The sequence below is a fragment of the Mariniflexile jejuense genome, assembly GCF_042675665.1.
Classification (GTDB): Bacteria; Bacteroidota; Bacteroidia; order Flavobacteriales; family Flavobacteriaceae; genus Mariniflexile; species Mariniflexile jejuense.
This window is the reverse complement of sequence record NZ_JBHTJI010000001.1, coordinates 2367856-2389980: the sequence shown is the minus strand read 5'-3', so window position 1 is coordinate 2389980 and position 22125 is coordinate 2367856. Positions and strand designations below refer to the sequence as shown.

The 22125-nt window shown below is 31.9% G+C and carries 20 protein-coding genes; 7 read left to right on the top strand and 13 right to left on the bottom strand.

The genetic code is table 11. The features are described from left to right. Positions 1 to 11: 11 nt before the first annotated feature. From ACFQ1R_RS10205 to ACFQ1R_RS10185, 5 genes are all read left to right on the top strand, one after another. Entirely contained in the window at positions 12 to 1406 is a 1395-nt protein-coding gene (locus ACFQ1R_RS10205) for a DUF262 domain-containing protein (RefSeq protein WP_379926066.1), read from the top strand. Then, positions 1399 to 3408 (top strand): DUF262 domain-containing protein, encoded by a 2010-nt coding sequence (locus ACFQ1R_RS10200; protein WP_379926065.1) that lies wholly within the window; start codon positions 1399 to 1401, stop codon positions 3406 to 3408. Before ACFQ1R_RS10205 ends, ACFQ1R_RS10200 begins: the two co-directional genes overlap by 8 nt. Then, the gene (locus ACFQ1R_RS10195; protein ID WP_379926064.1) at positions 3401 to 6463 is read left to right on the top strand and encodes a type I restriction endonuclease subunit R; all 3063 of its coding nucleotides are present in this window, start codon (positions 3401 to 3403) and stop codon (positions 6461 to 6463) included. Before ACFQ1R_RS10200 ends, ACFQ1R_RS10195 begins: the two co-directional genes overlap by 8 nt. Positions 6464 to 6639: 176 nt before the next feature. Next, entirely contained in the window at positions 6640 to 7638 is a 999-nt protein-coding gene (locus ACFQ1R_RS10190) for a type IV toxin-antitoxin system AbiEi family antitoxin (RefSeq protein ID WP_379926063.1), read from the top strand. Continuing rightward, complete coding sequence (locus ACFQ1R_RS10185; RefSeq protein WP_379926062.1) at positions 7613 to 8458, top strand: hypothetical protein; 846 nt, start codon at positions 7613 to 7615, stop codon at positions 8456 to 8458. Before ACFQ1R_RS10190 ends, ACFQ1R_RS10185 begins: the two co-directional genes overlap by 26 nt. A 600-nt stretch (positions 8459 to 9058) precedes the next feature. Here ACFQ1R_RS10185 and ACFQ1R_RS10180 read toward each other — a convergent pair. The 9 genes from ACFQ1R_RS10180 to pdxA form a co-directional block, all read right to left on the bottom strand. Next, on the bottom strand, positions 9059 to 9508 hold the full coding sequence (locus ACFQ1R_RS10180; RefSeq protein ID WP_379926331.1) for a 3-oxoacyl-ACP synthase: 450 nt from the start codon (positions 9506 to 9508) through the stop codon (positions 9059 to 9061). Continuing rightward, positions 9504 to 10187: a monofunctional biosynthetic peptidoglycan transglycosylase gene (gene mtgA, locus ACFQ1R_RS10175; RefSeq protein ID WP_379926061.1), complete on the bottom strand. Its 684-nt coding sequence runs from the start codon at positions 10185 to 10187 to the stop codon at positions 9504 to 9506. The genes ACFQ1R_RS10180 and mtgA overlap by 5 nt, the downstream gene beginning before the upstream one ends. Position 10188: 1 nt before the next feature. Next, positions 10189 to 11301, bottom strand: coding sequence for an NAD(P)/FAD-dependent oxidoreductase (locus tag ACFQ1R_RS10170; protein ID WP_379926060.1), 1113 nt, complete (start codon positions 11299 to 11301; stop codon positions 10189 to 10191). Positions 11302 to 11560: 259 nt separating this feature from the next. Then, complete coding sequence (gene accC / locus ACFQ1R_RS10165) at positions 11561 to 12913, bottom strand: acetyl-CoA carboxylase biotin carboxylase subunit (RefSeq protein WP_379926059.1); 1353 nt, start codon at positions 12911 to 12913, stop codon at positions 11561 to 11563. A gap of 86 nt (positions 12914 to 12999) precedes the next feature. After that, positions 13000 to 13476, bottom strand: coding sequence for an acetyl-CoA carboxylase biotin carboxyl carrier protein (gene accB, locus ACFQ1R_RS10160; RefSeq protein WP_379926058.1), 477 nt, complete (start codon positions 13474 to 13476; stop codon positions 13000 to 13002). A gap of 22 nt (positions 13477 to 13498) precedes the next feature. Beyond that, positions 13499 to 14500 (bottom strand): beta-ketoacyl-ACP synthase III, encoded by a 1002-nt coding sequence (locus ACFQ1R_RS10155; RefSeq protein WP_379926057.1) that lies wholly within the window; start codon positions 14498 to 14500, stop codon positions 13499 to 13501. A 180-nt stretch (positions 14501 to 14680) separates the two neighbouring features. Next, the gene (gene rpmF / locus ACFQ1R_RS10150; protein ID WP_069829108.1) at positions 14681 to 14884 is read right to left on the bottom strand and encodes a 50S ribosomal protein L32; all 204 of its coding nucleotides are present in this window, start codon (positions 14882 to 14884) and stop codon (positions 14681 to 14683) included. Between the two features lie 9 nt (positions 14885 to 14893). Beyond that, on the bottom strand, positions 14894 to 15433 hold the full coding sequence (locus tag ACFQ1R_RS10145; protein ID WP_379926056.1) for a YceD family protein: 540 nt from the start codon (positions 15431 to 15433) through the stop codon (positions 14894 to 14896). A 161-nt stretch (positions 15434 to 15594) separates the two neighbouring features. After that, positions 15595 to 16641, bottom strand: a complete 1047-nt coding sequence (pdxA, locus tag ACFQ1R_RS10140) for a 4-hydroxythreonine-4-phosphate dehydrogenase PdxA (protein ID WP_379926055.1) — start codon at positions 16639 to 16641, stop codon at positions 15595 to 15597. 65 nt (positions 16642 to 16706) lie between these two features. Here pdxA and ACFQ1R_RS10135 point away from each other — a divergent pair, with 65 nt between their 5' ends. Further along, positions 16707 to 17300 carry a riboflavin synthase gene (locus ACFQ1R_RS10135; protein WP_379926054.1) on the top strand — a complete coding sequence of 198 codons (594 nt, stop codon included), beginning with the start codon at positions 16707 to 16709 and terminating at the stop codon, positions 17298 to 17300. Here ACFQ1R_RS10135 and ACFQ1R_RS10130 read toward each other — a convergent pair. Beyond that, positions 17297 to 17503: a PID-CTERM protein-sorting domain-containing protein gene (locus ACFQ1R_RS10130; RefSeq protein WP_379926053.1), complete on the bottom strand. Its 207-nt coding sequence runs from the start codon at positions 17501 to 17503 to the stop codon at positions 17297 to 17299. The two genes, ACFQ1R_RS10135 and ACFQ1R_RS10130, sit on opposite strands and share 4 nt — an antisense overlap. A gap of 225 nt (positions 17504 to 17728) precedes the next feature. On the opposite strand from ACFQ1R_RS10130, the gene ACFQ1R_RS10125 reads away from it, so the two are divergent. Continuing rightward, positions 17729 to 17920 carry a WYL domain-containing protein gene (locus ACFQ1R_RS10125; protein ID WP_379926052.1) on the top strand — a complete coding sequence of 64 codons (192 nt, stop codon included), beginning with the start codon at positions 17729 to 17731 and terminating at the stop codon, positions 17918 to 17920. On the opposite strand, the gene ACFQ1R_RS10120 is transcribed toward ACFQ1R_RS10125, so the two are convergent. The 3 genes from ACFQ1R_RS10120 to ACFQ1R_RS10110 form a co-directional block, all read right to left on the bottom strand. Continuing rightward, positions 17899 to 18813, bottom strand: a complete 915-nt coding sequence (locus tag ACFQ1R_RS10120; protein ID WP_379926051.1) for an ABC transporter ATP-binding protein — start codon at positions 18811 to 18813, stop codon at positions 17899 to 17901. The genes ACFQ1R_RS10125 and ACFQ1R_RS10120 overlap by 22 nt on opposite strands. Positions 18814 to 18885: 72 nt before the next feature. Then, a complete protein-coding gene (locus ACFQ1R_RS10115; RefSeq protein ID WP_379926050.1) occupies positions 18886 to 20937 on the bottom strand; it encodes a prolyl oligopeptidase family serine peptidase in 2052 nt (683 codons plus the stop codon). Between the two features lie 157 nt (positions 20938 to 21094). Further along, positions 21095 to 22084, bottom strand: a complete 990-nt coding sequence (locus ACFQ1R_RS10110) for an aspartate-semialdehyde dehydrogenase (protein ID WP_379926049.1) — start codon at positions 22082 to 22084, stop codon at positions 21095 to 21097. Positions 22085 to 22125 lie beyond the last annotated feature (41 nt).

Here is a 22125-nt window from a genome sequence, read left to right as displayed (position 1 = left end):
ACGGTAATTTTATGAATGATGTTTTACTAAAGGAAAAGAAAAGTGTAAAAGAAAGTGTTTTTTCAAGGGTGGTTAGCGTTAAGGAATTTTTATCTAATAGGTATCTAACTATTCCTATTTATCAACGCCCTTACAAATGGAATCATAACCATGTTGGTCAACTTGTAAATGATATTAAAACTTTTAAAAATAAACCTTTGTACCGCTTTGGTACAATAGTAATTCACAAAGAAGAAACAAATTCAGCTTACAATATTGTTGATGGACAGCAACGCACCATTACCATACTTTTAATAATACATGCATTAATTGAAAAATACAAAACCAATAAGACTATAAATGATACTAGTAAAGAGCTTTTTGAGCTTGAAAAACATTTAGTTGAGCTTTTTTTTACTCATCCAGTTAGCCAACAAAATATATTTGAAAACTACCAGCATATTGTAAGACTGGTTTCCGATTTTGATGATTACATGGTAAACTTTCTTCTCTATAAATGCGAGTTTATTGAATTTACATTAAAAGACATCTCTGAAGCTTTTCAGTTTTTTGATTCTCAAAACTCAAGAGGTAAGGACTTGGACCCGCATGACTTACTAAAAGCGTATCATTTAAGAGAGTTTGATGAATCTGAAAATAAAATAAAACTGAAAATTGTTAATCAGTGGGAAAATACGGAGGATGATGAATTAGCTCATTTATTTTCTGAGTATTTGTATAGAATAAAGGGTTGGTCTAGTGCCGAATCGGCTCGTGAATTTTCTAAAAACGAAATTTATTTGTTTAAAGGGATTAATATTCATGAATTAAACCAATTTCCTTATTCTAAATCATTACGAATTTTGCATTATTTTGTTGATGATTACAACAATAGCTTTCACCGAAAAATAGATCAATCCTTTTACCATTATCCATTTCAGCTTGATCAAACAATAATAAATGGACGTAGATTTTTTGAAATGATCCATCATTATCACAACGTGTTCAATACAATGGTTAGAAGTATAAAAAACAACCCGATTTTAAATTTACAAAGTAAAAAAATATTGGAAACAATAGATAATTACGAAGGATTGGGCAGAACGGGCGATTTGTACACACGCTTACTTTTTGATACTATATTGATATACTATGTTGATAAATTTGGGGAAAATGACTTGAATGCTGCTATTCAATATTTTTTTATTTGGGCGTTTAACCTTCGATTAAATTATCAAAGCTTGCAATTTTCATCGGTAGATAATTATGTTCTGGAACATAATATGTTTAAAAAAATTAAAGACGCCTTTACACCACAACAAGTAATAAAAGAAAATTTAAGCATCACACAAAATCCAATATCTTCCAAAACTCAAAAAATCATAGACTTATTTGTAGAATTTAACTTCATTAGAAAAGATGCATAATTCAAACGAGATAACACCTTTTAGCATTAATGAAATTTTTAAATCGGGAGAATACAGCATCCCTATTTATCAAAGAAATTACGCTTGGCGCGAAGGTCAAATAGTGCAACTTATTAATGATGTGAATGATTTTGCAATTTCCAAAAAAAGACAAAATTATTATATAGGCACTCTAGTTGTTTATAAAAGAAAAAAGGAGGATAATCAATCTTATTATGAAACTATTGACGGACAACAAAGATTAACTACTTTAAACATCCTTTATGCTGTTTTAAAAAACACTTTTAATTTAGAAAACGAATTACCAAATTTTAAAAAGACCATTTTAGAGTTTGAAAATAGAATAACATCTAGTAACGCTCTTGAATTAGCCTATAAAGGTAAATTTGACGATTTTACAAAATATAATACAACCATAAAAGATGCATACCAAATAATAGAAAAAGAACTAAAGTCGTTGTTTAAAATTTCTGATAACTTAGTAAATGACCACTTATTAAATTTTGTGAATTACTTAAATAACCATGTTGTAATACTAAGAGTTGAAGTTCCCAAGGACACAGATTTAAACCATTATTTTGAAATAATGAATAATCGAGGTGAGCAATTAGAAAAACATGAAGTACTTAAATCCCTTCTACTAAGTTACCTTGAAAATATAGAAAACAAAACAGAAAAGGATATAACTAAAATGTTGTTTACAAGAATTTGGGACGGTTGCTCTCAAATGGAGCGTTATATTCAATATGCATTTGATAAAAATCATAGACAGGATATATTTGGTAAAAACTGGAATACTTTAAATGTTGAAAATTTTGATGATTTATTATCAAAGTTTAGGGAATATGAAACACTGGAGCCTAAAAATGAAAATAGCACTTCAAATAACTTAGAACCATCCCTACGTTCAATCATAAAGAATACAAAATATTCGAACATTTCTAACAATAGTAACCAAGAAACTTCTGAAAGATTTAATAGTGTTATTAATTTTCAAAATTTTTTACTCCATTGCCTATTAATTTTTAAAGAAGACAATGAGTTTAAACTAGATGACAAGAAATTAATTAGCAATTTTGAGTTTTTAAAAAGTCTATCTAACGAACTACAAATACGTTTCGTTAAAAACTTTGCTTTTTGCATTTTGAAAACCAAATTCTTATTAGATAACTACGTTATTAAAAGAGAATTTATAAGTAATACAGAAGGTTGGAGTTTAAAAAAATTACACTTTTACAATGATAAATCTCAAAGCTATATAGGTTCTTTCGGTACGGAAGAAAATGAAAGTGATAACAGAAATCTAATTTGGCTACTTAGTATGTTTCATACTGTAGCTCCCAATATGATGTATAAACATTGGCTAAATGCGGCATTAAAATATTTATACACTAATTATTCTACTAACGGAATTGATTCAAGTTCATATATTAATTATTTAGAAGGCTTTGCAAAACAACTTGTTTTTAATAGATTTCTAAATAACAATCAGAAAGAATATTTCGATATAATCTATGGAGAAAAAGATGAGAATTTTGATGAAAACAACTTAAACTGGAATAAATTGAAGTATTCAACTATAGAAAATAATCTCATTTTTAATTATATTGATTACCTACTAATTAAATCTGTACTTAATGATGAAATTTATGATGTAATAGGTCTTAAGTCATTTGTAAGCAAATTCGAATTTACTTTTAGAAGTTCGGTTGAACATTATTATCCACAAAACCCCAAAGAAGGTTTTGATAAATTAAACTATGAAGACTTACATTCAGTAGGAAATCTAACTCTTATTAGTCACAGCAAAAATTCAGCTATGAATAATTATATGCCTAAGGCTAAAAAAGAACATTATAAAAATGGAGCCATTGCTGACAGTGTTAAGCAATATTTGATGTTTAATAAATATCCCGATAATTCTTGGGGCTCGAAAGAAATTAAAGCTCACGAAATTGAAATTATCGAATTACTAAAATCGCAATTAAATCACCATGCATAGCCAAACCAACGAACAAGCTTTAGAAGCAGCCATAGAAAGTCACTTAACAGGTACGTGTTTAGAAGCATTAAAAGCACAGGGTTTATCTGTAGACGCAGTTAATGAAAATGCCGAAATTTATAGAACAGGTAAAGGCTATTTTATTGGTCAGCCATCAAATTTTAATGCCCAATTTGCGCTAGACGAACAGTTTTTTTGGAGTTTTTTAGAAAACACTCAAAAAAAAGAGCTGGAGAAACTACAAAAACAAAGTGACTGGAAATTAAAAATTCTAAATCGTTTTGATCGTATTATCAAGAAATATGGTGTGCTGCATATACTTCGAAAAGGTTTGGAAGTTGATGATGCACATTTCACCTTATTTTATCAGTTGCCATTATCAAGCAGTAGTAAAGCGGTAAAGGATAATTTTGAGAAAAATTGTTTTAGCGTTACCAGACAATTAAGATATTCTGTAGATAATCCCAGAGAAGAAATAGATTTGGTGTTGTTTATTAATGGGTTGCCTATTGTAACTATGGAGCTTAAAAATGCTTGGACAGGTCAAAACGCTAGAGTACATGGTCAAGACCAATACAAAAACAAACGCGATATCAAACAACCGTTGTTAAACTTTGCACGTTGCGTGGTTCATTTTGCAGTGGATACAGACGAAGCTTTTATGACCACGAAATTGGACGGTAAAAACACCTTTTTCTTGCCGTTTAATAAAGGGAATAAACATGGCAAAGGCAATCCGGAATTACCGCTAGGCGACATAGGACACCGAACCAATTATCTTTGGAATGAAGTTTTTACAAGAGAAAGTCTGGCAAACATCATTCAACATTTTGTGCGATTGGATGGAAAGAAAAAAGACCCTTTGCAAACTAAAACTTTATTTTTTCCTAGATATCATCAAATGGATGTAGTAAGAAAAATAATTGAGGATGCTAGTAAAAAGGGTGTGGGTCAAACCTATTTAATTCAGCATTCGGCAGGTTCAGGAAAATCCAATTCCATTACATGGGTGGCCTATCAACTTATAGAAACCTATCCAGAAAGTAGTAACACACCAGGAGTTACAGATTTGGAAAAACCCTTATTCGATTCGGTAATTGTGGTTACAGACCGTCGTTTGTTAGACAAGCAAATACGCGATAATATTGCAGATTTTTCTGAAGTTAAAAATATTGTAGCGCCAGCTTATTCTTCAAAAGAACTTAGAGAAAGTTTAGAACAGGGCAAGAAAATAATTATTACCACCATTCAGAAATTCCCATTTATTATTGATGGTATTGCGGATTTAAGTGATAAACGTTTTGCGGTAATCATAGATGAAGCACATAGTAGCCAAAGTGGTTCTGCCCACGATAATATGAATCGAGCCATGGGGCAACAAGTTAATGAAGACGAAGATGCCTTTGATGCTCAGGATAAAATAGTAATGGCTATGAAGTCTCGTAAAATGCGAGGCAATGCGTCTTATTTCGCGTTTACGGCAACACCAAAACCCATAACATTAGAAAAATTTGGAGTAAAGCAAGAGGATGGTAGTTTTAAACCGTTTCATTTATATTCCATGAAACAAGCCATCGAAGAAGGTTTTATTTTAGATGTATTGGCAAATTATACAACGTTAAAAAGTTACTATGAAATAGAGAAATCTATTGAGGACAATCCGCTGTTTGATTCAGCAAAAGCACAGAAAAAATTAAGAGCTTATGTGGAGAGTGACCAACGTACCATAAATACCAAAGCAGAAATTATATTAGATCATTTTATACCTAATATAGTTAACAAGAAAAAGCTAAAAGGAAAGGCAAAAGCTATGGTGGTTACTCAAAGTATTGAGTCTGCCATTAGGTATTATAAGGCCTTTCAAAGTATTTTAAAAGACAAGGGATCTCCGTTTAAAATCGCCATTGCATTTTCGGGAATAAAGAAAGTGGATGGTATTGAGTTTACCGAAGCTGAAATAAATGGATTTGCTGAAAAGGATACCCGACATAAGTTTGACGAAGACGCCTATAGAATATTAGTGGTAGCCAATAAATACTTAACAGGTTTTGATCAGCCAAAACTTTGTGCCATGTACGTTGACAAAAAACTACAAGGTGTATTGGCAGTTCAAGCCTTATCTAGATTGAACCGAGCAGCTGATAAATTAGGAAAGAAAACAGAAGATGTTTTTGTGTTGGATTTCTTTAATTCCACAGATGATATAAAAGCCTCTTTTGATCCGTTTTATACAGCAACTTCATTAAGTGAGGCCACGGATGTAAATGTACTTCACGAATTAAAAGACGTTCTTGATGATGTTGGTGTTTATGAATGGGCTGAAGTTGAAGATTTTAATGAGAAATTTTTCAATAAAGTGGATGCTCAGGTTTTGAGCCCAATTATCGAAAGAGCAGCTGAGCGATTTGTTAATGGATTGGAATTAGAAGACGATGAGAAAGCGGATTTTAAAATTAAGGCAAAACAGTTTGTTAAGATTTACGGTCAAATGGCTTCTATCTTACCTTTTGAAGTTTTAAATTGGGAAAAACTGTATTGGTTTTTAAAATTTTTAATTCCGAAATTACCCATTAAAAATGCTGAAGTTGATGCTCTAGACGCATTATTAAGCTCTATAGATCTTTCAACTTATGGAATTGAACGGGTGCGTTTAAATGAAACCATTGGTTTAGATGATTCTGAAAGCATTATAGACCCTCAAAATCCAAATCCACGAGGAGCTCATGGCACTGATGAGGAAAAAGACCCTTTAGATTTAATTATTAATAGTTTTAATGAACGTTGGTTTCAAGGTTGGGAAGCAACACCAGACGATCAACGCGTAAAGTTTATTAGTTTGACAAAGTCTATTCAGGCACATCCTGATTTTCAAACGAAAGTAGCTGAAAATAGTGATGCACAGAATAAAGATTTAGCTTTTAAAAAAATATTGGATGATGTCATGTCAAAGCAACGTAAAAACGAGTTGGAATTATATCGTTTATATGCAAAGGACGATGCGTTTTATCAAGCTTTTTTTGATACTATGAAGCGTATGAGTAGCTTAGGACTATAAGTCTTCATTTGAGAATGTTCGTTGTTTTGCTAAACTTTTGTTCAGACAAAGTCTTCGTTCATTTTACATGAACAGTGTTAAAAATGAACAAAAAGAACATTTCACTTCCTTAATAGAAAAATGTTCATTATATTTGAATGTTCATGTTGCATGAACATTAACAAAAATTGAACACAATGGTTGATTTTGTCTATATAAATGAATTCTTTGATATGTTAGACTTCTCAATTGAAGTTGATTACCAGAGTTATGACGATGAAAAAAAAGAAAGTATCTATACCTTAAATAACGAAAGTATTTATGTAGAAACAAAAAATGAAGTAAGACCTCAAAATATTCCTGCTTTTGAAAAGAAAAGAAGTCAAAATTTGCCGCTTTTGGTCGCATCAAAATATATTACTCCAAAGTCAAAAAATATACTTAAAGAAAAAAATATAAACTACATAGACAGTTTTGGTAATGCTTATATAAATTTAGAACACTTAAAAATTTATGTAGAGCAGGGAAATGCAAAACCTTATTATAGTGATTATTCACATTTATTAACACAAACCTCAGGGCAAATTATATTTCAACTTCTTAGAAATCCAGAACAAATAAATGAGACCCAACGCTATCTATCACTTGCTAGTAAAGCTTCCTTGGGCAGTGTAAGCAAATGTATTACAGCTTTGATAGACGAAGGCTTTGTGGTTAAATGGAATAATGATAAAAAATATCAATTAGTAAGAAGAGGAGAACTGCTGGATAAATGGATTGCAATATTTAATGAAAAAATATTACCTGGAAACAAAATCGGTAAATACACTTTTTCAAAACAACTCAATGGTAATTGGGATGAGCAATTTCTAGATACCGATGCGCTTTGGGCGGGTGAACCAGCTGCTGCATTAATAACTAATTATCTCAATCCAGAAGTCTTTACATTGTTTACTAATAAGAAAAAATCAGAGATTTTAACACAATTAAAACTTGTTCCTGATATCAATGGAGAAATAACCTTATATACGCCATTTTGGATAGATAGTCACCCCATTGATAGGGTTATAAATCTAAACAACAAAAACGTAGTGCATCCCTTAATCATATACGCACAGTTAATATATAGTAATAATTCTAGAAATATTGAGGCAGCACAGTTAATATATAATGAGTACATCAAACCAAACTTATAAGCAATATTCATTTGCACATCACGCAAAAGTCTACGCTATCTTGGAGTCTATTTTTTCTAAACATGGTATTGTTTATTACTTAATCGGAGCAAATGCTAGAGATGTGCAATTATATAAACAAGGTATAAAACCTACAAGGGGTACGGCAGATATAGACTTCGCAGTAATGGTGCCGGATTTTGATGTGTATCAAGTCATATTCGATTCCTTATGTAACAAAGGCTTTAGAACAACAGATGAGGCCTACAGGTTAGTATTCGATGAAACGAATACTGTTTTAGATTTAATGCCCTACGGTGAAATAGAACAGGAATATACTGTGAATTTCATTGACAGAGAATTATCATTATCAGTATTAGGTTTTAAAGAAGTGGGACAGCATATTGAAAGTGTAAAAATTTCAGAAGAAAACTATACACTCCCAGTATCACCAGTAGAAGGTTTAATAATACTAAAATTAATTTCTTGGGAAGATAAACCTGATCTTAGGGCAAAAGATATTGAAGATATCTCTTTTTTATTGCAACATGCATGGCAGTTGTATGAAGAGGAAGCTTATACAAACCATTTGGATTTGTTTGATGATGATGATTTTAATACTCAAATTGTAGCTGCAAGAATAATTGGTCGAAAAATGACACCTATAATAAACCAAAATGAACTGCTAAATCACACTATTGTCAGTATATTGGTTACAAGTATTACTAATAAACAAAAAGCTCAAAACCCCGAAATTATATTATCCCAAAAAATGAATAAAACTATTGAAGATGTTCAAGCCATTTTAAGTGCTATTTTAAAAGGAATTAATGATAAATGAAATTATTAAGGTGTTCATCAAACGCCCCATTTCCAGCACATATTTTTTCTTTCACTCGGAAAACTCATTCTATAAAAAATAAGAGCTTACTGTTCCGCACAATATTAGTTATGGTATTTTGGACAATGCAATTATAAAATCTAAAATGCCATAACCAATATTTTTAGCCTACCCGCGATTTATAATTTCTATTGAAGTTTAGAAGTGGCATCCTAATTATTCTAATGAGCTTGTGACTTTTCCAAAGAAAGTTGTAAAATTTGTTTCTCAACAGATTGCATAATCAGGCTCATACTTCGATCTTTATGAGCTCCAAATTTTAAGTTGTAGCAGTTTGGAAAAGGTAACAGCGAGGGCACTATAGGAAGTAAATGATATGGAAAGGATGCTATTATGCCTTTTCATCATGTTCATTTTTCATTGTTATTTCTGCTTAATATTTAAAAGAGAAAAGGAAAACGTTCAAGATATAATAAGTAAATGGTTTTATTTTAGTAGAAACGGCATTACAATTTCATTCAATATTTTGTGCCTTTGTTTTATTATCATTTTTTAGAAATAGGTTTGGATGATATGTCTTAGTTTAACTGCTTTTTGTATTTAAAAAAACTTTTCAATCTTAAACTTCTGCTCTCTAAAGATAACCTCATCACCAACAGTTTTGCCAATAAGTAATTGCCCTATAGGAGTATTAGAAGAAATTGCATAAAAAATATCATTTTCAATCTTTAACTCGCCAGCACTAATAGCAATAAAATAATTAGATTTATTGGTATAAACAGCACTTCCTAAACCTATAACTTCTGAAGTATTAGCTAATGAAATTTTAGATAATTGTGCTTGAATTTTTTGAATTTCAGCTAATTGGTTTCCTGCTTTTTCACGTTCCAATTGCAACATGGCTCTACCAGTTTCATGCTTATCGCCCGCACTACTTTTAGTTTCTGATGTTAAAGATTCTTGAATTTCTTTAATGGTATTTTGAATGGCTTGAAACCTGTTTTCAACAAAATCTACACATTGTGAATACAAACATTCTTTAATATTAATCATAATTTAAAGGGCCAAAAAAATTAATTTGGCGTGCAATCCAATTCTTTCGGCGTTGTATATAGTTTGTTGCTGGGTTTGCTCTATAGCGCAACGGGCTTGGTAAAATAGCAGCAATAGCTGTTGCCTGATTTAATCGCAAACTAGAAGCTGGTCTATTAAACCAGTGTTGTGCTGCGGCTTCGGCACCATAAATGCCATTACCCATTTCAACACTATTTAGATATACTTCCATAATACGTTCTTTAGACCATATTAGTTCTATTAAAAACGTAAAATAAGCTTCTAAGCCTTTACGAACCCAACTGCGATGTGGCCATAAAAAAACATTTTTTGCGGTTTGCTGACTTATAGTACTTGCGCCTCTGGTTTTCTTGCCTTTTTTGTTGTATTGAATGGCTTTTTCAATAGCTTTCATATCAAAACCATGATGGTTTAAAAAATTTTGATCCTCTGCACAAATAACTGCCAATTGCAAGTTTTTTGAAATATTATCAATAGATTCCCAATCGTGTTTCCATACAACATCATCGCCATTTGCAACTTGTTGTACCGTACGAATTACCATTAAAGGTGTTGCAGGAACTGGTACCCATTTAAATATAATTACCAATCCAATTGAAATTGCAAAAAACCAAAGCAAGCTTTTATATAAAAACCTAAATACTTTTCTAACCATATTAATCTATTAATTGTGCTAATTCTTTACCTACTAAACTTCCTATGGCAATACCCATACCGCCAAGTTTTACACCACAAAACACATTGTTGCTTAGTGGTTTTACTATAACCTTTTTACTATTGCCAACTCCCATAATACCACTCCATCTATGTGCTATTTCAAAAGGAATGTTTGGCAAAATTACGGTTTTTAAAATACTTTCTAATTTATTTTGAATTAATTCAGTTTGCGCAAATTCAGTGGTTTCTTCTCCTTTAAAATCAAGGTTTCTACCGCCACCAAATAAAATGCAATTATCGATATATCTAAAGTAATAATAGCCTTTATCTAGGTGAAAAGTGCCTTTTATATGAAGGTTTTTAATGGGTTTTGTAATAAGTACTTGTGCACGTGCTGGTTTTACCGCTTCATTAATGAGTTGCGAAGCAAAACCATTTGTAGCTATAAATAATTTAGACGTTGTAAAATTAAAAACATTGGTTTGTACTTCTACAGTATTTGATGCTTCTGTAAAACCTTCAACAGTTATGTTATTTAGAATTTTAATACCTGTTGCTTGTGTTTTTTGAAGCAATGTATCCATCATTCTACCCGTATCTATTTGGCCTTCAAAAGCATTAAAAATGCAGTTTTCTTTTATGTTTTTAAAGTTGAAATTATTAGGTTTTTCAACAAAAACATTGTTTTTAAAAATAGGTTGAAGCCATTGATTAATATGTTCTTTTTTTGAAAGACATGCTTCAAATGATGGGTCTTCATTTAAAAACAACTCATAACCACCATAATGTTGATACCCTATAGCCGAATCTCCCAAAGTTTCTCGCAATAGTTTTAAGCCATCAAAACGCTTTTTTACTAAATTAAAAACGGTTTCTTCACTATGGTTTTTTAAATCTTCTAAAATTTCGCTTAGGCTTCCAAAACAAGCAAATCCTGCATTTTTAGTACTTGCTCCTTGTGGCAACATGCCTTTTTCTAGTACTAAAATATTTGATTTTGGGTACTTTTCTTTTAAATGTAGTGCACAACTTAAACCAACAATACCACTGCCAACAATGGTAAAGTCCACTTTAGTAAACCATGATTTTATTTCCCAATAAGAAAGATTCATATGGTTTTTAATTATTGGTAAAAATAGTGAATTTGTTGCTTGGTTACTGTGTTAAGGATAGTAGCGGCATCCTTTTTAAAACTTAATTGTAATAAATATAGGTGTTTGCTAAATTTTGGCAGATTGCTTCAACGTTTTTAATTGCAATGCCTTTTAAAAAAGATATAGCGAATAGCCTGACTTTTGCTTTTACTAACAAAAAAGCAAAAGTAACACCATAAAAAAACTCCGAAATTGCTTTCGGAGTCTTAATTATTATTTATTCTTCAACTTGTTTTTCCATTACAAAATCTTCCATAAACTTAGTAGTATAATTACCTGCTAAATAATCTGGATGATCCATTAATTGTCTGTGGAATGGTATGGTTGTTTTAACGCCTTCTATAACAAACTCGTCTAAAGCACGTTTCATTTTGTTTATTGCTTCTTCTCTGGTTTGCGCGGTTGTAATTAACTTTGCAATCATAGAATCGTAATTTGGTGGAATGGTATAACCTGCATACACATGCGTATCTAAACGTACACCATGACCTCCTGGGGCGTGTAATGTTGTAATGGTTCCTGGTGATGGACGGAAGCCATTGTAAGGATCTTCAGCATTAATACGACACTCTATGGAATGTAGTTTTGGTAAGTAATTTTTTCCTGAAATTGGCACACCTGCAGCTACAAGAATTTGTTCGCGAATTAAATCGAAATCGATAACTTGCTCTGTAATTGGATGCTCTACTTGAATACGTGTATTCATTTCCATAAAGTAGAAATTACGGTGTTTATCTACTAAAAATTCGATAGTTCCAGCGCCTTCATACTTAATATATTGAGCGGCTTTAACGGCTGCTTTTCCCATTTTTTCACGAAGTTCATCGGTCATAAATGGTGATGGAGTTTCTTCAGTTAATTTTTGATGACGACGTTGAACAGAACAATCGCGTTCTGATAAATGACATGCTTTACCTGTAGAATCGCCAACAATTTGAATTTCAATATGTCTTGGTTCTTCAATAAGTTTTTCCATATACATATCGTCGTTTCCAAAAGCAGCTTTACTTTCTTGACGTGCAGAATCCCAAGCATCTTTTAAGTTTTCTGGTTTCCAAACCGCACGCATTCCTTTACCTCCACCGCCAGCAGATGCTTTTAGCATTACAGGATAACCTGTTTCTTTAGCTATTTTTTCGCACTCTTCAAATGTGTTAATTACACCATCACTTCCTGGAACACATGGCACGCCAGCAGCTTTCATTGTGGCTTTCGCATTGGCTTTGTCTCCCATGCGATCAATCATTTCTGGAGATGCACCAATAAATTTTATACCGTGCTCTTCACAAATTTTTGAAAATTTAGCGTTTTCAGATAAAAATCCGTAACCAGGGTGTATTGCGTCTGCATTTGTAATTTCAGCAGCAGCTATAATATTTGACATTTTTAAATAAGACAACGCACTTGATGGTGGTCCTATACAAACAGCTTCATCGGCAAACTTTACGTGTAAACTTTCTGAATCTGCTGTTGAGTAAACAGCAACTGTTTTAATGCCCATTTCTTTACAGGTTCTAATAACACGTAGCGCTATTTCTCCTCTATTAGCTATTAATATTTTTTTAAACATAACTTTCTGAATTAAAAATTACAAATTCCAATCGCCAAATTCCAAATATTGGATTTTGAGATTTGTGTATTGGAATTTTTAATAGGTTATGATGGGTCTACTAAAAATAATGGTTGGTCGAATTCTACAGGTGAAGAGTCGTCAACTAATATTTTAACTACTTTTCCTGAAACTTCAGATTCAATTTCATTGAAAAGTTTCATAGCTTCTATTATACAAAGTACATCGCCTTCGGCAATGGTTTGTCCAACTTCAACAAATAATGGTTTATCTGGTGATGGTTTTCTATAGAAAGTTCCAATAATTGGTGATTTTATGGTGATGTATTTTGAGTTTTCTGTTGCTGCTACTGGTGCAGCAACTTCAGCAACTGTTTTTACTTCAGCAACTGGTGCTTGCATTTGAGGCACTTGTGTTGCCATTGGTGCATAATGTACAGCAGGCGCTTCTGGGTCTGAGCCCGTTTTTATGGTGATTTTAATATCATCCATCTCTAATTTAACCTCACTTGCTCCCGATTTTGCAACAAACTTGATTAAGTTTTGAATTTCTTTAATATCCATAATTATACTAATTAGTTAATGGTTAGTTTACTGAATTATATGCCCATTTTAAGTAAATGGCACCCCAATTAAACCCGCCTCCAAAAGCGGCAAAAATTATATTATCTCCTTTTTTAAGTTGCGATTCATAGTCATTTAATAATAAAGGTAACGTAGCCGAAGTTGTATTACCATATTTATGAATGTTAATCATCACTTTTTCGTCTTCTAATTCGATGCGTTGAGCAGTAGCATCAATAATACGCTTATTAGCTTGATGAGCCGCTAACCAATCTACATCATTTTTTGTTAAATTATTTCGTTCTAATATTTTAACTGTTGCATCTGCCATATTGAATACAGCATTTTTAAATACTGTTTTTCCTTCTTGAAATGCGTATTGACCACCATTTTCTAGAACTTCTGGAGTAATTTTGAAAGAAGAACCTCCATAAGTAGCTTGTAAAAACTCTCTACCTGTGCCATCGCTTCTTAAATATTCATCTTGAAGTCCTAAACCTTCTTCATTAGGTTCAAATAAAACAGCACCTGCACCATCACCAAAAATGATACACGTTGCTCTGTCTTTATAATTTATTATTGAAGACATTTTATCGGCTCCAATTAATAATACATTTTTATAACGACCAGATTCTATATAACTAGCTGCTACAGACATGCCGTATAAAAAACTAGAACATGCTGCATCCATATCAAATGAAAATGCATTTACAGCTCCAATTTCTGAAGCAGTAAACGAAGCTGTTGAAGCAGCTTTCATATCTGGTGTTGCTGTTGCAACTATAACAAGTTCTATGCTTTTTGGGTCAATTCCTTTTTTATTAATAAGGTCTTGAGCAGCTTTAATAGCTAAGTAAGAAGTTCCTTTTCCTTCGTCTTTAAGTATACGACGTTCTTTTATTCCTGTTCTTGAAGTTATCCATTCGTCATTAGTATCAACTAATGTTTCAAGAATTTGATTAGTTAATACATATTCTGGTACATAAGCACCCACAGCGGTTATAGCTGCTGAGAATTTTCTCATAACTGTTTAGTTAAATTGACAAAAAAATCATTAAAATTGAACAAAAACACTTCAAATTTTGTGAAAACTACTAAAATTTGACGAAATATTATGCAAATTACGTGTTTTTGCGCTTTATAAAAAACATATCATAAAAAAAACGCTCACATGTGAGCGTTTTAATATATGCGTGCATAATACTTACGCTACGTTTTCTACAGCTTCTGAGTTGTCAATTAAAACTTGACCTCTGTAATATAGTTTTCCTTCATGCCAGTGAGCTCTATGGTATAAATGAGCTTCGCCAGTTGTTGGGCAAGTTGCAATCTGTGGCGCAGTTGCTTTGTAATGTGTTCTTCTTTTATCTCTTCTTGTTTTTGAGATTTTTCTCTTAGGATGTGCCATTTTTTATATTTATTTATCCGTTAATAGTTTCTTTAATGTATTCCAACGAGGATCTGTTTCCTCTTCAGTTTCTTTTTCTTCTTTTATTTTTGGGCTTAATTCTTCTAATTTTTTAAGTATGTCTGAATCTAAAGTGCCATCTTCTACACCAGGATGAATACGTTTAATTGGTACAGAAAGTACTATTAATTCATATATATATTGTTGAACGTTAATTTCGTATGTGCCATGAGGTACAATAAGAATGTCTTCAAACTCATCGTTATACTCATCTCCAAACTTAACAACTAAATCAAACTCATTTTTAATAGGCTGATTATATGGTTCGTTTGTTAAATCACAATTAACATTAACAAATCCTGAGATTTTAAAGTTTAACTCTAAGAGTGTTGTTTTTTTATCTAATATAAGATTAACATCAACATTTGAATTGTTAAACTCTTCATACTCAAAATATTCAAAGAACGCTTGCTCAATTTTATACTCAAAATGATGTTTTCCTATCTTCAGTCCTACAAACGGAATTGTAAACTCTTTTAATGGCTTCATGTGTTTATTTTATTTTTTTAAATGGACACATGCAGTTCGCTAATAATCATCTCGTTGTGAAATAAAATTTTGAACCTGCTCGTTTCATTATCACATCTATTTTGAGCCTGCAAATATATAAATTTTTATTTAAGCAGCGTTACTTATAAACATTTTTTTGTTTATATCTTTTGATTTGATTTTTTTAGCTGATTTGAAGTAAGTTCCTCATAATCAATTCTATTTTTAAAAATTTGGATGGCAGCAAAAACAGCTTCTTTAAAAGAATTCTCGTCTGCTACTCCTTTTCCTGCAATTTCGTATGCTGTTCCGTGATCTGGAGAGGTTCTAACTTTATTCAATCCAGCCGTAAAATTTACACCTTGTCCAAAGGATAGTGTTTTAAACGGAATTAACCCTTGGTCGTGGTATGTTGCTACAATAGCATCAAAATTTTTGTAATTGTTTGAGCCAAAGAAGCTATCGGCAGCATAAGGTCCATAAACCAACTTACCTTCGTTTTTAAGTTTTTGAAGTGTTGGTCTTAAAATAGTATCATCTTCATTACCAATTACACCGTTATCGCCTGTATGCGGATTAATACCTAAAACTGCTATTTTTGGTCGTACTATATTAAAATCTTGCAAAAGCGAATTGTAAACAGCATTAATTTTTTTAATGATTAAGGCTTCCGATAGATTTTCAACGATATCTTTAACAGGAACATGGTCTGTAAGCAAGCCTACTCTTAAAGTGTCGGTTACCATAAACATGAGGCTTTCTCCTTCTAACTCTTGAGCTAAATAATCAGTATGACCAGGGAATTTAAAAGCTTCAGATTGAATATTGTGTTTATTAATTGGTGCTGTTACCAACACGTCAATTTCATTATTTTTTAAAGCTTTTGTAGCTACTTCTAACGATTTTATTGCGTATTCGCCTATTTTAAGATCTTCTTTGCCAAACTCAATAGCTACTGGTTCATTCCAACAATTAAAAACATTAACCTTGCCTGAAACAATTTGGTTTGTATTATTTATGTTGTTGAAATTGATTTCAGAATTAAAGTGGGTTTTAAAAAAATTCATGGCTTTTGCCGAAGCAAAGATAACTGGTGTGCAAAATTCTAGCATTCTAGCATCTTCAAATGTTTTTAAAACAATTTCACCACCAATGCCATTTAAGTCACCTATTGATATACCAACTACTATATTTTCTGCTTTCTTCATTAAGAATGACAACTTTTGTTTGTAATTTTGATGATGCAAATTTAGTTAAATAAACAAACAATATCATGTTTACCGGAATAATTGAATCTATAGGTACTATTTCAAATTTAAAAGCAGAATTAAATAACCTTCACATTACAATAAAAAGTAGCTTAACTCCTGAGCTTAAAATAGACCAAAGTGTGGCGCATAATGGCGTTTGTCTAACGGTTGTTGCTATTAATGATAGTGAATATACGGTAACTGCAATAAAAGAAACGCTTGACAAAACCAGTTTAAATACCTTGAAAATTGGTGATTCTGTAAATTTAGAACGCGCTATGAAATTAGGCGACAGACTTGATGGGCATATAGTACAAGGACATGTAGATCAAACTGCTATTTGTACAAATATTGAAGAAGCTAATGGTAGTTGGATATTTACTTTTAATTATGATACCTCGCTTAATAATATTACTATTGAAAAAGGTTCAATAACTATAAATGGCACTAGCTTAACTGTTGTGAATTCTAAAAAAGATAGTTTTAGCGTGGCAATAATACCTTACACTTACAATAATACAAACTTTAACACCTTTAAAAAAGGTACTGTTGTGAATTTAGAATTTGATGTTTTAGGGAAATATGTAGCGAAGCTTTTTGAAATTAGCTATAACTAATTAATATTATCTTTTCTAAGTATTAGCTTCTTTGCACCGTATACCAAGCCTACACAAATGCCAATTAACACACCTCCATCTATTGGTAACCCAACAGGTGGTGGTCCTCCTGGTGGTGGTGGTCCAACAGCTTGAGCAGCACATACAAAACTTATTAATACAAATAAGATTGAGGCAAATATTCTTTTGTTTTGTATTATCATCGGGTACAAATGTATTAAAAAAAACAAATGAACAAAACTTTTACATATCATTTTGAAAAAAAACATCTTTAAAGCGCGCAAAATAATCGATTAAATGCGGTTTTTATATTTTTTTTAAGTTAAAAACGACGCAATTAAATATAAAGTATCTGACACTTAAAAAATAATCCCTCATTTTTTATTAACAAAGCAAATTGGAGTTGCAACTGGAGTTGCTACCTTTGGGTGGAGACATTTATAGAGCAAAAAGACGATGGCGTTATTTTTAATATTTTTGTGCAAATTAATTTTGAGTTGGAACGATTGATTTTAGGTTTTGGAGAAACTATTGAAGTATTAAAACCTTTGAAATTACGAAATCGTATTTTAAAAAAATTGAGAGATTCGGTGAAAATTTATGAAGAAGGTTCGATGTAAATTTCCAACCCGTTTTCCAAAGCAAATTCATGCTCAAAAAATACCGTTTTCCCATTCAAATCAGCTTCAATTAAAAAGTAATTTCCTTTAAAGTACGATTGTTTTACAGTTGCTTTTAAATTTGAAGTATTAACTTTTTTTAGTTGGTAGGCATACACAATTCCTAAAGTGTCAAGGGTATTAAATTCTCCAAAAAACGAAGCAATCAATTCGTTTTTTGGGTTATTAAATATGTGTTGCGGTGTGCCTTCATCCATAATTTTAGCTTCATGTAAAACAATCATATTATCAGAAAAAGACAGCACATCATCTTTATCATGTGTTGCCACTAAGCATGTAATATTTTTTTCCTTTAAATATTTAAATAAGCTTCGACGTAATGATTGTTTTTTAAAATTATCAATATGGCTAAAGGGTTCGTCTAATAAAATAATTTCAGGTTGTTTGGCAATAGCTCTTGCAATGGCAACCCGTTGTTTTTGTCCGCCACTTAGTTCTTTTACTTTTGTGTTTGCAAAATCTTGTAATTCTACAACGGTTAAAAGTTCTTTTATACGTGCTTGTTTTTCTTCAGGATAAAAATTTGAAAGAAAAGCGCCAATATTTTCAGCTACTGTTATAAATGGCATTAAATCAAACTCTTGAGCTACATATTTCATGTAATCTGGACCAATAATCAAATTGTGTTTTGGACCTAAAATTTCCTTGTCTTTCCAAAAAATATTACCTTCATTTAAATCGAAAGTACCATAAAGTAGCTTTAATAACGTGCTTTTTCCTGAGCCACTTTCACCTATAATAGAAAAGTGTTCGCCAGCACCAACAGAAAAACTAATGTTTTCTAAAATGGGTTGTTTTTTATATTTGAAAGTAAGGTTGTTTACTTGTAGCATACATGTTTGTTGTCTCTTTGAGTGTACTCGAGAGGTTTTTAATAGTTATAGGTTTCACTTGAATGAACATTATTATAAATTTTGCAATGTTTTAATTCCCATATTAAAAAGTGTAAACCCAAAAATATCGGCATATTGTTCTATAATTTTATTCACTGGTGTTCCTGCTCCATGACCAGCATCGGTTTCAATGCGTATTAAAGTTGGGTTTTTACCTGTTTGTTTGCTTTGTAATTCGGCAGCAAATTTAAAACTGTGTGCAGGTACAACACGGTCGTCATGGTCGCCAGTAGTTATTAAAGTTGCGGGGTATTCTATACCTAATTTTACATTATGTACAGGTGAATAGTTTTTTAAATAGTGAAACATTTCTTTTGAATCTTCGGCAGTTCCGTAGTCATAAGCCCAACCTGCACCTGCGGTAAATGTATGGTAGCGTAGCATATCTAAAACACTAACGGCAGGTAATGCTACTTTAGCCAATTTAGGGCGTTGCGTCATTACAGCACCAACTAATAAACCACCATTTGAACCACCACGAATGGCTAAATAATTTGATGATGTATAGTTTTCTGAAATTAAATATTCTGCAGCAGCAATAAAATCATCAAACACATTTTGCTTTTTTAGTTGTGTACCTGCATCGTGCCATTTTCTGCCATATTCGCCACCACCACGTAAATTTGGGATGGCTAAAATACCACCTTGTTCCATCCAAACGGCATTTGTAATACTAAAAGAAGGCGTTAAACTAATATTAAAACCACCGTAACCGTAAAGTATGGTTGGGTTTTTACTATCTAGTTTTATACCTTTTTTATAGGTGATTATCATTGGTATTTTTGTACCATCTTTTGATGTGTAAAACACCTGATTACTTTCAAAAGCATCACTATTGAAATCGATTTTTGGTTTCCAATACAACGATGTTTTACCGTTTTTTGCATTGAATTCGTAGATGTTTAAAGGCGTATTATAATTTGTAAAAGAATAGTATAACATATCGGCTTCTTGTTTACCACTAAATCCAGAAACTGTTCCTAAGCCAGGTAGTTCAATGTCTTTTATGAAGTGGCCGCTATAATCATATTGTTTTACTTTTGAAATAGCATCAACCATATAATTAGCAAAAAAATAACCGCTTCCTTTGGTTGCATTTAAAACAAAATCGGTTTCAGGAATCACATCTACCCAATGTTCTGGTGTTGGATTTGAAGCATCAACCATTACCAGTTTTTTGTTTGGAGCATTTAAGTTTGTTACTAAAAACAGTTTACTGCCTACGTTATCAATAACATAGGTGTTGCTTTCGGTGTGATTTAAAATAGTGATGAATTTGCTATTTTCATTTGATAAGTCTTTGATATATAGTTTGTTGCCAGATGTTGAAATGCGAGGTGATAGAATTAAATATTGATTATCTTCAGTAACATTGGCATAAATATAACGATGCTTTTCTTCTGAAGTGCCACCATAAATAAGCGTATCACTTTTTTGCGAAGTACCTAATTTATGGTAATAAACTTTATGCTGATCGGTTTTTGCTGATAGTTCACTTCCCTTAGGTTTATCATAACTAGAGTAGTAGAAACCTTCATTTTTGTACCATGAAATTTGAGTGAATTTAACGTCTATCAACGTGTCTTTAAGTTGTTTTTTTGTTTCAGTTTCTATAACAATTATTTTTCTCCAGTCGCTTCCACCTTCAGAAATAGAATATGCTAAAAGGCTTCCATCATTGGTAAAACTCATAGCGTCTAACGATGTAGTACCATCTTTAGAAAACGTATTTGGGTCTAAAAAAACGGTTGCATTGGCTTCACCTTGTTTTCTATAGATAACATCTTGGTTTTGTAAACCATTATTCTTTGAAAAATACGTGTATTTACCTTCATTAAATGGAGCTCCAACTTTTTCGTAATTCCAAATTTTTGAAAGGCGTGCTTTTAGTTCGTTTATATATGGAATTTGTTTTAGATACTTCGAGGTTGTTTCGTTTTGTGCTTTTACCCATGCTTCAGTTTCGTTGCTTCTATCATCTTCTAACCAACGATAAGGATCTTTCACTTCGGTATTAAAGTAAGTGTTAACAGTATCAACGGTTTTGGTTTTTGGGTAATTCACAATACTATATTGGTTTCTATTTTACAGGCGATTAATATAATTTAAATAAAAAGGGAATTATTTTTTCATCATGAATTTTCCATTATTTCAAAAATAATAAAAAAAAGCTCCTGCATTGGTATACAGAAGCTTTATATGTTAAGTTGAATAAAAAATATTAAACTAAATTATTAGCAATTAAATATTCGCTTATTTGAATAGCGTTTGTTGCAGCACCTTTGCGTAAATTATCGGCAACAATCCACATGTTTAATGTGTTTGGTTGTGATTCATCTCTGCGTAAACGACCTACAAAAACTTCGTCTTTATCGTGTGCAAACATAGGCATTGGATAGCTGTTTGTAGCGGTATTATCTTGTAAAACAACACCTGGAGTATTGCTAAGTATTTCTCTAACTTCGGCTAAATCAAAATCATTTTCAAACTGTACATTTACAGCTTCTGAATGTCCGCCAGAGGTTGGAACACGAACCGCTGTAGCAGTTACTGAAAACGTTTTGTCGTTAAATATTTTTTGTGGTTCTCTGGCCAATTTCATTTCTTCTTTGGTGTAGCCGTTTTCTAAAAATACATCACAATGAGGCAAAACATTTCTGCTAATTGGGTAAGGGTAAGCCATTTCGCCATCAATACCAGCAATTTCATTTTCTAATTGTTTTACTGCTTTAACACCTGTACCAGAAACGGATTGGTAAGTAGAAACAACTACACGTTTCATTTTATATTTTTTGTGAAGACCAGATAATGCTAATACCATTTGAATGGTTGAACAGTTTGGATTAGCAATGATTTTATCATCTTTAGTTAACTCGTTTGCGTTGATTTCTGGAACTACTAATTTTTTGGTAGGATCCATTCTCCAAGCAGAAGAATTATCAACCACAGTGGTGCCAGCTTCAGCAAATTTTGGCGCCCATTCTAAAGAGGTATCACCACCTGCCGAAAAAATAGCGATTTGCGGTTTTGCAGCCACAGCATCAGCTAAACCAATAACAGTGTATTCTTTATTATTATAAGTTAATTTTTTTCCAACAGAACGTTCTGATGCTACTAAAAGCAATTCAGTTACAGGAAAATTACGTTCTGCAAGAACTTTTAGCATCACTTCGCCTACCATACCAGTGGCACCAACAACAGCTACTTTCATTATATTTTGATTTTAAGATTCATTAAAAATTTGAGAGCAAA